Source organism: Streptomyces sp. NPDC096040 (genome assembly GCF_040303265.1).
Classification (GTDB): domain Bacteria; phylum Actinomycetota; class Actinomycetes; order Streptomycetales; family Streptomycetaceae; genus Streptomyces.
The window spans coordinates 152,473-164,643 of the sequence record NZ_JBEOTA010000004.1; the positions used below are offsets into that span (position 1 = coordinate 152,473).

A 12,171-nucleotide genomic window follows, 5' to 3' on the forward strand; every position below is an offset into this window, starting at 1 on the left:
TGCGGCGGACGTCACGGTTCCAGCCGGGCGGCGCGAAACGTTCGCACGCGGTTACGGCCGTGTCATCCGCAGGACATCCAGGGCCTCGTCCAGCTGCTCGACGGTCAGATCGCCCCTCTCGACGTACCCGCTCTCCAGGACGACCTGACGGATCGTCTTACGTTCCGCCAGCGCCTTCTTGGCCACCTTGGCGGCCTCCTCGTACCCGATGTACTTGTTGAGCGGCGTGACCACGGAGGGCGACGACTCGGCGTACTCCCGGGCCCGCTCCCGGTTCGCGGCGATCCCGTCCACGGTCCGGTCGGCGAGCAGCCGCGAGACGTTGGCGAGCAGCCGGACGGATTCGAGCACGTTCTTGCCGATGACCGGGAGCATCACGTTCAGCTCGAAGTTCCCCGCCGCACCGGCCACGGTGATGGTCTGGTCGTTCCCGATGACCTGCGCGGACACCATCAGGACGGCCTCCGGGATCACCGGGTTGACCTTCCCCGGCATGATCGAGGACCCCGGCTGCAGGTCCGGCAGAGTGATCTCGGCGAGCCCGGTCCGCGGTCCCGAGGCCATCCACCGCAGATCGTTGGAGATCTTCGTCAGGCCGACCGCGACGGTCCGCAGCTGCCCGCTGGTCTCCACGATCCCGTCCCGCGCGCCCTGCGCCTCGAAGTGGTTGCGCGCCTCGGTGAACGGCAGCCCGGTGACCCGCGCGACCTCCTCGATCACCGCGGCGGAGAACCCGGGCGGCGTGTTGATCCCGGTGCCCACCGCCGTCCCCCCGAGCGGCAGTTCGGCGAGCCGGGGCAGCGAGGCCCGCAGCCGCTCGACGCCGTACCGCATCTGGGCCGCGTACCCGCCGAACTCCTGCCCCAGGGTCACCGGCGTGGCGTCCATCAGGTGGGTCCGCCCGGACTTCACGACGTCGGCGAACTCCTCGGACTTGCGCTCCAGGGACGCGGCGAGGTGCTCGAGCGCCGGGATCAGGTCCCGGGTGACGGCGGCGGTGGCGGCGATGTGGATGGACGACGGAAACACGTCGTTCGACGACTGCGAGGCGTTGACGTGGTCGTTCGGATGCACATCCCGGCCGAGCCGCTCGGTCGCCAGCGTCGCGATGACCTCGTTGGTGTTCATGTTCGACGAGGTCCCCGAACCCGTCTGGAACACGTCCACCGGGAACTGCTCGTCCCACTTCCCCTCGGCGACCTCTTCGGCCGCCTCCTGGATCGCCTGGGCCATGTCCTTGTCGATCACCCCCAGCTCGGCGTTCACCTTGGCCGCCGCGCCCTTGATCCGGGCCAGCGCCTCGATGTGCGCGCGCTCGAGCCGCTGCCCGGAGACCGGGAAGTTCTCGACGGCCCGCTGTGTCTGGGCCCGCCACTTGGCGTGGGCGGGGACCCGGACCTCGCCCATGGAGTCGTGTTCGATGCGGTAGTCGCTCATGCCGGGTACAGCGGTCGGCGCGCCGGGGATGTTCCGCCGCTTGCTCCGCCCGGGTGTGTGACCCAGCTCTCACCACGCGGATGCAGCAGTACGGCGCGGGGTCACGTCGAGGACGGGTGACAGGAAGGGAGGAGCGTGTGGACAAGGGCGTCGAAGGCGATCCCACCTGTCCCGCTCAACTCTCATCCCGCCCTCCGAGAACCGAGGGACCAGCCTTCCCGCCCGCGCACTCGGGGCAGCGAACCCGTTCCCTGCCCCGACATCGGCCGACGGCACAAGACCCCCCGACGGGCGCCGAGGGGTCTGGGAGGGCGCGGGGGCACTCAGGCCAGGCCAGGGCCCCGGACCGGGATGCTGGTGAACGTCGGCTGAGCGGGTTCCTGCGAGCTGAAGAAGTCGTTGCCCTTGTCGTCGACGACGATGAACGCCGGGAAGTCCTCGACCTCGATCTTCCAGACGGCCTCCATGCCGAGCTCCTCGTACTCGACCACCTCGACCTTCTTGATGCAGTCCTGGGCGAGCCGCGCGGCCGGGCCGCCGATGGAGCCGAGGTAGAAACCGCCGTGGCTGTCGCAGGCGTCGGTGACCTGCTTGCTGCGGTTGCCCTTGGCGAGCATCACCTTGGAGCCGCCGGCGGCCTGGAACTGCTCCACGTAGGAGTCCATGCGGCCGGCCGTCGTGGGACCGAAGGAACCGGAGGCGTAGCCCTCGGGGGTCTTGGCCGGACCGGCGTAGTACACCGGGTGGTCCTTCAGGTACTGCGGCATCTCCTCGCCCGCGTCGAGCCGCTCCTTGATCTTGGCGTGCGCGATGTCGCGTGCGACGACCAGCGGACCGGTGAGCGAGAGCCGCGTCCTGACCGGGTACTTGGTGAGCTCGGCGAGGATGTCGTCCATCGGCTGGTTGAGATCGATGCGTACGACGTCACCGTCGGAGTCCAGGTGCTCGTCGGTCGTCTCCGGCAGGAAGCGCGCCGGGTCGGTCTCCAGCTGCTCCAGGAAGACGCCCTCGGCGGTGATCTTCGCGACGGCCTGGCGGTCGGCCGAGCAGGAGACGGCGATGGCGACCGGGCAGGAGGCACCATGCCGGGGCAGCCGGACCACGCGCACGTCGTGGCAGAAGTACTTGCCGCCGAACTGCGCGCCGATCCCGATCTTCTGCGTCAGCTCGAAGACCTTCTGCTCCAGGTCCTTGTCCCGGAAGCCGTGGCCGAGCTCCGAGCCCTCCGCCGGGATCTCGTCCAGGTAGTGCGCGGAGGCGTACTTCGCGGTCTTCAGCGCGTACTCGGCGCTGGTACCGCCGACGACGATCGCCAGGTGGTACGGCGGGCAGGCGGCCGTACCGAGCGAACGGATCTTCTCCTCCAGGAACTTCATCATGGAGGCCTCGTTGAGGACGGCCTTCGTCTCCTGGTAGAGGAACGACTTGTTGGCCGAGCCGCCGCCCTTCGCCATGAAGAGGAACTTGTAGGCGCCGCCGTCGGTCGCGTACAGCTCGACCTGGGCGGGCAGGTTGGACCCGGTGTTCTTCTCCTCCCACATGGTGAGCGGAGCCATCTGCGAGTACCGCAGGTTGAGGTTCAGATAGGCGTCGTAGATGCCGCGGCTCAGGGCGGCCTCGTCGCCGCCCTCGGTCAGCACGTTCTGCCCGCGCTTGCCCATGACGATCGCCGTGCCGGTGTCCTGGCACATGGGCAGCACACCGGCCGCCGCGATGTTCGCGTTCTTCAGCAGGTCGAGCGCGACGAACTTGTCGTTGCCCGACGCCTCCGGGTCGTCGATGATCCGGCGCAGCTGGGCGAGGTGGGCCGGGCGCAGGTAGTGCTGGATGTCATGGATGGCCTCTTCGGCCAGCTTGCGCAGCGCCTCCGGCTCCACCTTGAGGAACGTCCGCCCGTCCGGTCCCTCGACGGTGGACACGCCCTCGGAGGTCACCAGCCGGTACGGGGTGGTGTCCTCGCCCTGGGGGAGCAGATCGGTGTACGCGAACTCAGGCATCTCAGCCCATTCCTCACTCTGACGGACGGCCGCCCGCCGACGCTGGCGGGCCTCACCAGCCTAGAACCTGGCTCTGACACGGAGCCTGTGAGGTAAGGCTCAGTTCGACACGCCAGGGTTGTCCACACCCCTAGTCGCGATCTATCGCGTTTCGGTACTCTGCTGCCGTGGACCTTCAGAAGCAGACCGAGACGCCGGTCGCCGAGCTGCGTGCCTCGGACGCCGACCGTGACCGCATCGCCGACATCCTGCGGGAGGCCCTCGCCGAGGGGCGCCTGACCGCCGACGAGCACGCCGAGCGCGTGGAAGGGGTGCTGAGCGCCAAGACGGTGGGCGAGCTGGAGGTCTTCATACGGGACCTGCCGGCGGCCCACGCCCGCCCGGCCGCCCCGGCCTACACGCCGGTACCGCCCCGGCCGGCGCCCGGCGCGATCCCCGCCGAGCCGGACGGCAACGTCGTGGCCGTCCTCAGCAGCGCCCGCCGCCGGGGCCGCTGGCGGGCGGGCCGCCGGCTGCACGTGTACGCGGTCTTCGGCTCCATCGAACTCGACCTCACCGAGGCGATCTTCGAGTACCAGCAGGTCGTCATCAGGGCGTTCTCGATCTTCGGCGACGTCCAGATCCGAGTCCCGGAGAACGTGTCGCTGCGCGGCACCGGTGGCGGTGTGCTGGGCAACTTCGAGGCGGACACGCTGGACTCGGTCGACTCCGACGCGCCGGTCGTCTACGTCGACGGGTGGGCCGTACTCGGCAATGTGGAGGCGCGGCCGAAGCGCGGGAAGTCCGTCGAGGACATCCTGGGCCGGGTTCAGGACAAGGTCGACAGGAAGCTGCGCAAACACCTGGACCGTTGACGGACGCGAATCACTCCTCGGCGAGCGGCCCCCGGGGTCGTGAACAAGCCGCCGGCGCCACGGCTGTTGAGAACGCTGTGCATAGGCCCGCGCACAGCGGGTAGGCCTTGCTGCATCGTCTCTCGCTCGCGAAGCCGTCGTCAGGAGTAGACCGTGCTGCAACCGCCGCATTCGTCCCTGCAGGTAGCTGCCGTACCGGCCCAGCGGGTGCCAGTGCGGGACAGGGACCAAGACGCACCCTGGCACACCGAGGCGGTGTGCCGGCGCGACGAGGCAGGCCTGTTCTTCGCACCCTCCAAGGAACCCACCGCCGCCCGGCTGTCCCGGGAGGAGGCGGCCAAGCGGGTCTGCGCCCGTTGTCCGGTGATGGTCGAGTGCCGCGAACACGCGCTGCTCCAGCCCGAGCCGTACGGCGTCTGGGGCGGCCTCACGGCAGCGGAACGCCGAGTGGTCCTGGCGAGGCGCAGGCGCCGCGACATGGAACTGAAGAAGGCGGCACGAGCGGCGGCGGCGAACCGCATAGCGCAGGCGGGCTGAACAAAGGCGCCCTCTCCGCACAGAGGGCGCCTTTCGAACGTCCGAAGGGACCAGCGCCCTTCTTTCAGGGGCGGGCCCGCGGTCCCCTCTGCCTCGGCGTCACTTCGCCCGGTCGAAGTCGACCGCGCTGTACGCCCTCAGCTTGCGCAGCCGGTGCTCGGAGTCGATCCGTCGCACCGTCCCCGACTTCGACCGCATCACGATGGACTCGGTCAGCGCGGTCTCCGACCGGTACCGCACCCCGCGCAGCAGCTCCCCGTCGGTGATCCCGGTGGCGACGAAGAACACATTCTCCCCGGTGACCAGGTCCTCGGTCGTCAGGACCCGGTCCAGATCGTGCCCGGCGTCGACGGCCCGCTGCCGCTCCTCGTCGTCCTTGGGCCACAGCTTGCCCTGGATGGTCCCGCCCAGGCACTTCACGGCGCACGCGGAGATGATGCCCTCGGGCGTACCGCCGATCCCGAGCAGCATGTCGACGCCCGTGCCCTCGCGCAGCGCGTAGATCGAGCCGGCGACGTCACCGTCGGAGATCAGCTTGATGCGGGCGCCGGCCTCCCGGATCTCCTTGATGATCCCTTCGTGCCGCGGCCGGTCGAGGATGACGACGGTCACGTCCTCCGGTGCGGACCGCTTCGCCTTGGCGACCCGGCGGATGTTGACGGCCACGGGGGCGTTGATGTCGACGAAGTCCGCCGCGTCCGGGCCCGTGACCAGTTTGTCCATGTAGAACACGGCGGACGGGTCGAACATGGCACCGCGCTCGGCCGCGGCCAGCACGGCGATCGCGTTGGGCATGCCCTTCGCGGTCAGCGTGGTCCCGTCGATCGGGTCGACGGCGATGTCGACTTCGGGGCCGGTGCCGTCACCGACGCGCTCCCCGTTGAAGAGCATCGGGGCCTCGTCCTTCTCGCCCTCGCCGATGACGACCACGCCGTTCATCGACACGGTGGAGACGAGGGTTCGCATCGCGCGCACCGCGGCGCCGTCGGCGCCGATCTTGTCGCCGCGGCCGACCCAGCGCCCGGCGGCCATCGCGGCGGCTTCGGTCACCCGGACGAGTTCCATGGCGAGGTTGCGGTCGGGGGCTTCGGAGGGGACATCGAGTTCGGACGGCAGGTGATGATGATTCTCGGTCATCGGTGCGCACCTTTCTGATACGACGACGGCCGGATGAGGGTTTCGCCTCGACTCTATCGTCAGGCTGACAAAATGAGCAGGGGACCCCACGGATGAGCGCAACGGGCACCTGCGACGATAGGGGCGTGGCAGGCACGAACGGCAAGCAGAAGACGGTCCGGGACATGATTCTCTCCCTGGCCCTGATCGGCCTCGCGGCGGGCTTCATCTATCTGCTCGTCCCGCACGACGATCACGCTCCCGACATCCAGCGGGTCGACTACCGGGTCGAGCTGCTGACGGCTCGGCGCGCGGCGACCTATCCGGTGGCCGCCCCGGAGGGCCTGCCCGGCGACTGGAAGGCCACCTCGGTCCGCTTCCAGGGCCAGGACGGCGACCGCTGGCACCTCGGCTACCAGACCCCCGACGGTCAGTACGTCCAGATCGAGCAGTCGACTCAGAAGCCCGCGGACTTCATCACCGACGCGAGTCAGGGCGCGACGGCCACGAAGACGACCGAGAAGATCGGCGACCGGACCTGGACGCACTACACCGGCGGCCGCTACGACGCGCTGGTGCTGCAGAACACCCCCGGCTCCACGACTGTGGTGGCCGGCACGGCCTCCTTCACCCAGCTGGGCAAGATGGCCGCGGCGCTGAAGATGTCCTGAGCCGCCTGTCCTGAGCCGCCTGTCCTGAGCCGCCTGTCCTGACCCGCCTGTCCTGAGCCGCCTGTCATGACGCGAGAGGCCCCCGGCGCCGTTGCCGGGGGCCTCTCGCGGGTGCGGGGTGGCTCAGACGGTCGTGACGACGTCGTCGTACGCCAGACGCGGCGAGCGCGGGAACCAGGCGTCCGGGCCCGGCTTGCCGATGTTGACGACCATCAGCGGGGTGTGGTCGTCGTCCAGGAACTCCTTCTGGACGCCCGCGAAGTCGAGGCCGGTCATCGGGCCGGCGGCGAGACCGGCGGCGCGGACGCCGATGATGAAGTACGCGGCCTGGAGGGTGGCGTTCAGGGCGGCGTTGGTCTCGCGGACCGCGCGCTCGCCGAAGACTGCGTCCTTGGCCTGCGGGAAGTGCGGGAAGAGCTCCGGCAGCTCCTCGTGGAACTCGTTGTCCGCGGCGAGGATCGCGACCAGCGGGGCGGTGGCGGTCTTCTTCTGGTTGCCCTCGGCCAGGTGCTGCACCAGGCGCTCGCGGGCCTCGGGGGAGCGGACCAGGACGATGCGCAGCGGCGACTGGTTCATGGAGGTCGGGCCGTACTTGACCAGGTCGTAGACGGCCTGGACCTGCTCGTCGGACACCGGCTCGTCGGTGAAGGTGTTGGCGGTGCGGGCCTCGCGGAACAGCAGGTCCTGGGCGGAGGGGTCAAGAACGAGAGACATGGTTGAACTTCCTCAGAATCGTGTCCCTATCCGGACCGTGGTCCGGATAGGCTGACGGCACGACGATACGCGAGGGAAGGTTCAATATTCAATCAAAAGGGGACTGTAGTGATCCGCATCACATCCAACGTCCCTTCTACTCCTCCTCTTCCCCCTCTCCCTCCTCGGCCAGCGCCGCGTCCAGCCGGGCCCGCGCCCCCTCCAGCCACCGCCGGCACACCCTGGCCAGCTCCTCGCCGCGCTCCCAGAGCGCGAGGGACTCCTCAAGGCTGGTGCCGCCGGCCTCCAGCCGCCGTACCACCTCGATCAACTCGTCGCGCGCCTGCTCGTAGGAGAGCGTCTCTTCCGTCCTGCTGGTCATGCGTCCACCTTCCACAACGACTCGTACGCCCCATGTGACCCGTGCGGCACCTCAGCCGTCCACCCGCACCGTGAACTCCCCCTCGGCGACCCGCGCCCGCAGCGCCTCGCCCGGCTCGACCTCCTCGCTGCCGCGCACCACATGGCCGTCGGCCTTCTGCAGCACGGCGTAACCGCGCTTCAGCGTGGCGGCGGGCGAGAGGGCCACCACGCGCGCGTGCGTGTGCGTCAGCTCGGAGTCGGCGCGGTCGAGCAGATGCCCGAGGGTGCGCCGCGACCGGTCCACCAGCGCGGCGACATGATCGGCCCGCTCGTCGACCATCCGGTGCGGATCCTCCATGACGGGCCGCGCCAGCGCATGCGCAAGCCCCCGCTCCTCCCGCGCCACCAGCCCCTCGACACACCGCCGCGCCCGGTCGCGGAGCATCCGCACCCGTTCCAGCTCCTCGCCGACGTCCGGGACGACCTTCTTGGCGGCGTCGGTGGGGGTGGAGGCACGCAGGTCGGCGACGTGGTCGAGGAGCGGGTTGTCGGGCTCGTGCCCGATGGCGGACACGACGGGCGTACGGCACTCGGCGACGGCCCGCACCAACTGCTCGTCGGAGAACGGCAGCAGATCCTCAACACTGCCGCCACCGCGAGCCACGATGATCACGTCGACGTCCTGGATCGCGTCAAGCTCCTTCACGGCCTGCACGACCTGCGGCACGGCGTGCACGCCCTGCACCGGCACGTTCCGCACCTCGAACCGCACCGCCGGCCACCGATGCCGGGCGTTCTCCAGGACATCCCGCTCGGCGGCCGAGGCCCGCCCGCACACCAGCCCGATCAACTGCGGCAGAAACGGCAGCGGCTTCTTCCGCTCGGCGGCGAACAGCCCCTCGGCGGCCAGCGCCTTCTTGAGCGCCTCCAGCCTCGCCAGCAGCTCCCCGACGCCGACAGGCCTTATCTCGGCCGCCCGCAACGACAGCTGCCCACGCGGCGCGTACCACTCCGGCTTCGCGTGGACGACGACCCGGGCGCCCTCACCGACCACATCGGCGACGGCGTCGAACACCTGCCGGTAGCAGGTGACGCCGATCGAGATGTCGTACGACGGATCCCGCAGCGTCAGAAACACCACACCCGCCCCCGGCCGCCGGGAGAGCTGGGTGATCTGCCCCTCGACCCACACAGCACCGAGCCGATCGATCCACCCACCGATCAACCGGGAAACCTCACCGACAGGCACAGGCGCTTCGACAGACGTGTTCAAAGCCATGCGCCGAGAGTAACGGCGCCGACTGACAGGGCCTTCACCCCGTAGCCCGCCGCCCCACCCGTCCCTGCTGCGCGACCAGCACCGACACCCCCACCGCCAACCACACCGCCCCCACCACCTGCGCCGCCCCCGACGCCTCCACGATCACCGCGACAGTGATCGCCGCCCCCGCCCCCGGCACCACCGCGAGCGCCGTCCACACCCACCGCGAGACTCCGGCACCAGCGCGTTCATCGCGATACCCGAGAAGAGATAGGCCACGGCCGGGATCAGCAGATAGTCCAGCACCGCCATCCACCCGGCGACGAACCCCGCCTCCTTCCCGAGCGCCACGCGCGCGTAGGCGAAGACCGACCCCGCCAGTGGGACGACCCGCACCATCTGCGCGTAGCTGAACGCGGTGAACGCCATCGCGACCGTGGCGACGACGTAGACGAGGGCCACCGCCCCGTGCGACCTGGCGTCCAGCGTGCCGAAGACGCCGACCGGCGCCATCGGGGCGATGAACAGCAGCCCGTAGACCACCAGGTCCCGGAAGCCGAGACTGCGCCGCAACCGGTGCCGTTCGGTCGCCTCGGGCTGCGGCGCCGGCGCCGTACCGGTCTCGGACATCTGTGCCTCCCGCGGCCGTGTGTCCCACACTGCTCCGGTCTCCCGTCAGTCTCCCCGGGATCGTCACCGGGACGCGATCTTTGGCCCCCCGAACGCGGCCTTACGATGGGTGCCATGACTGCTTCGCCTGGCCGCCGTGTCCTGCTCGCCGCCCCCCGTGGCTACTGCGCGGGTGTGGACCGCGCCGTGATCGCCGTCGAGAAGGCCCTGGAACAGTACGGGGCCCCGATCTATGTCCGGCACGAGATCGTCCACAACAAGTACGTCGTGCAGACCCTGGAGAACAAGGGCGCGATCTTCGTCGAGCGGACCGAGGAGGTCCCGCCGGGGAACATCGTGATGTTCTCCGCGCACGGCGTCGCCCCCGTCGTCCACGAGGAGGCCGAGCGCGGCCGCCTCGCCTCCATCGACGCGACCTGCCCGCTCGTCACCAAGGTCCACAAGGAAGCCGTCCGCTTCGCGGGCGAGGACTACGACATCCTCCTGATCGGCCACGAGGGCCACGAGGAGGTCATCGGCACCTCCGGCGAGGCCCCCGACCACATCCAGCTCGTCGACGGCCCGGCGGACGTGGCCAAGGTCGAGGTCCGCGACGAGTCCAAGGTCGTCTGGCTCTCCCAGACCACGCTCTCCGTCGACGAGACCATGGAGACGGTCGACGCGCTGAAGGAGAAGTTCCCGCAGCTGATCTCCCCGCCGAGCGACGACATCTGCTACGCCACCCAGAACCGACAGCTCGCGGTGAAGCAGATGGGCGCCGAGGCCGAACTGGTCATCGTGGTCGGCTCCCGCAACTCCTCCAACTCCAAGCGGCTCGTGGAGGTCGCCAAGCTGGCCGGCGCCCGCGAGGCCTACCTGGTCGACTTCGCCGCCGAGATCGACGAGGCCTGGCTGGACGGCGTGACCACGGTCGGCGTCACCTCGGGCGCATCCGTCCCGGAGGTGCTGGTCGAGGAGGTCCTGGAGTGGCTCTCCGAGCGCGGCTACGGCGACGTGGAGATCGTCAAGGCGGCCGAGGAGTCCATCACCTTCTCGCTGCCCAAGGAACTCCGCCGTGACCTGCGCGCAGAGGCGGCCGCCCTGGTCGCCGAGCGCGGCGGCAGCGGCACCGAGGCGTGAGCGGCGCCCGTACGACGGTGTGATCGCGGGACGTCCGGCGTCGTGACTGTCAGTCGTACGACGTAACGTGGGGCCCATGCAGATCTTCGGTGTGGACATCGGTGGTTCCGGGATCAAGGGTGCTCCTGTGGACCTGGACAAGGGCGACCTGGCCCAGGAGCGCTGCAAGGTGCTCACCCCGCATCCGGCGACGCCCGACAGCGTCGCCGACGGGGTCAAGGAGGTCGTCGACCACTTCGGGTGGAGCGGCCCGGTCGGGCTCACCTTCCCCGGAGTGATCACCGACGGCACTCATATCCGTACGGCGGCCAACGTCGACAAGAGCTGGATCGACACCGACGCGCGCACACTGTTCAGCGACCGGCTCGGCGGCCTGCCGGTGACCGTGGTCAACGACGCGGACGCGGCGGGTGTGGCCGAAATGCAGTTCGGCGCAGGCCGGGACCGCAAGGGCGTGGTCATCCTGCTCACCTTCGGCACCGGCATCGGCAGCGCCCTGTTCATCGACGGCGAGCTGGTCCCCAACACCGAGCTGGGCCACCTGGAGCTGGACGGCCACGACGCCGAGAAGAAGGCCTCCAGCAAGGCCAAGGAGGACCACGAGCTCAGCTGGGAGCACTGGGCGCACCGCGTCACCAAGTACCTCGCCCACGTCGAGATGCTGTTCACCCCGGAGCTGTTCATCATCGGCGGCGGGGTGAGCCGCAAGGCCGACAAGTTCCTGCCCCTCATCGAGGGCATCAAGGCCGATATCGTGCCGGCCCAGCTGCAGAACAACGCGGGGATCGTGGGCGCGGCGATGCGCGCGGCACACCACGCCAAGTAGTTCGCCAGCAGCCGGGGGGCGCTGCGCCGGCCGGGGTCAGCCTCTGCGCCGGCGCCGGATCAGCCGGATCCGGCGGGCGATGACGATCACCCCGGCGATCAGTGTCCCGCCATAGAGCCAGCCGGCCTGCGTGGACAGGGCCGTCACCAGGCCCATCACGCTGCCCAGCAGCCCCCCGCCGCCGTCGGCGACGGTCAGCAGGCCGGCGGCGAAGGCGATCGGGACGACGACGGGGGCGGTCAGCAGATCGCTCCCGCGCACCCACAGCGCGGTCAGCGCGCACACCGGCAGGAACAGCAGGCCGTACACCGTCAGGGACGCCCCGAACAGCAGGTCGTCCAGGAAGCCGAGCAGGAACATCACGGCCCCGCAGAACAGGCCCCCACCGAGTCCGGTGAGCCGTGGGCCCGGCGGCCGCGGAGGCTCGGCCGCCGCCGCCATGCGGGGCCTTCCCGGGGCCGGCCGGCGCGCGGCCTTCGCCGGCCGCCGTATGGCCTGCGGTGGCAGCGGCGCGCGGGGGGCGCCACGGCGCTGTCCGTGCTGTCGGGGGCGGGCCCTGTGATGCTCCACCGGACCAACCTAGGTCGGTTTATGTGCCGAATGGCGGCCCGGACACGCCGAAACCAAGCCGAAGAGCGGAGCTTGTCCAGGTGTTCGACGCGACCGC

Annotated in this window: 12 protein-coding genes and 1 pseudogene; 5 read left to right on the forward strand and 8 right to left on the reverse strand. The window is 70.0% G+C overall.

Annotation, left to right across the window (positions count from 1 at the left end; all coding sequences use genetic code 11):
* Positions 1-51 precede the first annotated feature (51 nt).
* Entirely contained in the window at positions 52-1,437 is a 1,386-nt protein-coding gene (locus ABTY98_RS06215; protein ID WP_352219692.1) for a class II fumarate hydratase, read from the reverse strand.
* A 323-nt stretch (positions 1,438-1,760) separates the two neighbouring features.
* On the reverse strand, positions 1,761-3,434 hold the full coding sequence (locus ABTY98_RS06220; RefSeq protein ID WP_352219693.1) for a fumarate hydratase: 1,674 nt from the start codon (positions 3,432-3,434) through the stop codon (positions 1,761-1,763).
* Between the two features lie 167 nt (positions 3,435-3,601).
* Between ABTY98_RS06220 and ABTY98_RS06225 the strand changes: the two genes are divergently transcribed.
* Together ABTY98_RS06225 and ABTY98_RS06230 are read left to right on the forward strand one after the other, a co-directional pair.
* Positions 3,602-4,288 (forward strand): DUF1707 SHOCT-like domain-containing protein, encoded by a 687-nt coding sequence (locus tag ABTY98_RS06225; RefSeq protein ID WP_352219694.1) that lies wholly within the window; start codon positions 3,602-3,604, stop codon positions 4,286-4,288.
* 153 nt (positions 4,289-4,441) lie between these two features.
* On the forward strand, positions 4,442-4,825 hold the full coding sequence (locus ABTY98_RS06230) for a WhiB family transcriptional regulator (protein WP_089099070.1): 384 nt from the start codon (positions 4,442-4,444) through the stop codon (positions 4,823-4,825).
* A 99-nt stretch (positions 4,826-4,924) separates the two neighbouring features.
* Here the strand turns inward: ABTY98_RS06230 and glpX are convergent, their stop codons facing one another.
* Positions 4,925-5,962: a class II fructose-bisphosphatase gene (gene glpX, locus ABTY98_RS06235; protein WP_352219695.1), complete on the reverse strand. Its 1,038-nt coding sequence runs from the start codon at positions 5,960-5,962 to the stop codon at positions 4,925-4,927.
* A gap of 125 nt (positions 5,963-6,087) precedes the next feature.
* On the opposite strand from glpX, the gene ABTY98_RS06240 reads away from it, so the two are divergent.
* The gene (locus ABTY98_RS06240; protein ID WP_352219696.1) at positions 6,088-6,612 is read left to right on the forward strand and encodes a DUF4245 domain-containing protein; all 525 of its coding nucleotides are present in this window, start codon (positions 6,088-6,090) and stop codon (positions 6,610-6,612) included.
* A 123-nt stretch (positions 6,613-6,735) separates the two neighbouring features.
* On the opposite strand, the gene ABTY98_RS06245 is transcribed toward ABTY98_RS06240, so the two are convergent.
* The 4 genes and pseudogenes from ABTY98_RS06245 to ABTY98_RS06260 form a co-directional block, all read right to left on the reverse strand.
* Positions 6,736-7,326 carry a malonic semialdehyde reductase gene (locus tag ABTY98_RS06245; RefSeq protein WP_352219697.1) on the reverse strand — a complete coding sequence of 197 codons (591 nt, stop codon included), beginning with the start codon at positions 7,324-7,326 and terminating at the stop codon, positions 6,736-6,738.
* 136 nt (positions 7,327-7,462) lie between these two features.
* Complete coding sequence (locus ABTY98_RS06250) at positions 7,463-7,687, reverse strand: exodeoxyribonuclease VII small subunit (RefSeq protein WP_352219698.1); 225 nt, start codon at positions 7,685-7,687, stop codon at positions 7,463-7,465.
* Positions 7,688-7,738: 51 nt separating this feature from the next.
* A complete protein-coding gene (gene xseA, locus ABTY98_RS06255) occupies positions 7,739-8,947 on the reverse strand; it encodes an exodeoxyribonuclease VII large subunit (protein ID WP_352219699.1) in 1,209 nt (402 codons plus the stop codon).
* Positions 8,948-9,020: 73 nt separating this feature from the next.
* Positions 9,021-9,559: pseudogene (locus ABTY98_RS06260) on the reverse strand (APC family permease); the annotation flags it as partial.
* 105 nt (positions 9,560-9,664) lie between these two features.
* On the opposite strand from ABTY98_RS06260, the gene ABTY98_RS06265 reads away from it, so the two are divergent.
* Together ABTY98_RS06265 and ppgK are read left to right on the forward strand one after the other, a co-directional pair.
* Entirely contained in the window at positions 9,665-10,678 is a 1,014-nt protein-coding gene (locus ABTY98_RS06265; protein ID WP_352219700.1) for a 4-hydroxy-3-methylbut-2-enyl diphosphate reductase, read from the forward strand.
* A gap of 76 nt (positions 10,679-10,754) precedes the next feature.
* On the forward strand, positions 10,755-11,504 hold the full coding sequence (ppgK, locus tag ABTY98_RS06270) for a polyphosphate--glucose phosphotransferase (protein WP_352219701.1): 750 nt from the start codon (positions 10,755-10,757) through the stop codon (positions 11,502-11,504).
* A 36-nt stretch (positions 11,505-11,540) separates the two neighbouring features.
* Here the strand turns inward: ppgK and ABTY98_RS06275 are convergent, their stop codons facing one another.
* On the reverse strand, positions 11,541-11,945 hold the full coding sequence (locus ABTY98_RS06275) for a DUF6542 domain-containing protein (RefSeq protein ID WP_502994161.1): 405 nt from the start codon (positions 11,943-11,945) through the stop codon (positions 11,541-11,543).
* Positions 11,946-12,171 lie beyond the last annotated feature (226 nt).

Excerpts from the sequence above, each read along its gene's own strand:
- ABTY98_RS06215 (WP_352219692.1), bottom strand. The coding sequence starts at position 1,437 with ATGAGCGACTACCGCATCGAACACGACTCCATGGGCGAGGTCCGGGTC.
- ABTY98_RS06220 (WP_352219693.1), bottom strand. The coding sequence starts at position 3,434 with ATGCCTGAGTTCGCGTACACCGATCTGCTCCCCCAGGGCGAGGACACC.
- glpX (WP_352219695.1), bottom strand. The coding sequence starts at position 5,962 with ATGACCGAGAATCATCATCACCTGCCGTCCGAACTCGATGTCCCCTCC.
- ABTY98_RS06245 (WP_352219697.1), bottom strand. The coding sequence starts at position 7,326 with ATGTCTCTCGTTCTTGACCCCTCCGCCCAGGACCTGCTGTTCCGCGAG.
- ABTY98_RS06250 (WP_352219698.1), bottom strand. The coding sequence starts at position 7,687 with ATGACCAGCAGGACGGAAGAGACGCTCTCCTACGAGCAGGCGCGCGAC.
- xseA (WP_352219699.1), bottom strand. The coding sequence starts at position 8,947 with ATGGCTTTGAACACGTCTGTCGAAGCGCCTGTGCCTGTCGGTGAGGTT.
- ABTY98_RS06265 (WP_352219700.1), top strand. The coding sequence starts at position 9,665 with ATGGGTGCCATGACTGCTTCGCCTGGCCGCCGTGTCCTGCTCGCCGCC.
- ppgK (WP_352219701.1), top strand. The coding sequence starts at position 10,755 with ATGCAGATCTTCGGTGTGGACATCGGTGGTTCCGGGATCAAGGGTGCT.
- ABTY98_RS06275 (WP_502994161.1), bottom strand. The coding sequence starts at position 11,945 with ATGGCGGCGGCGGCCGAGCCTCCGCGGCCGCCGGGCCCACGGCTCACC.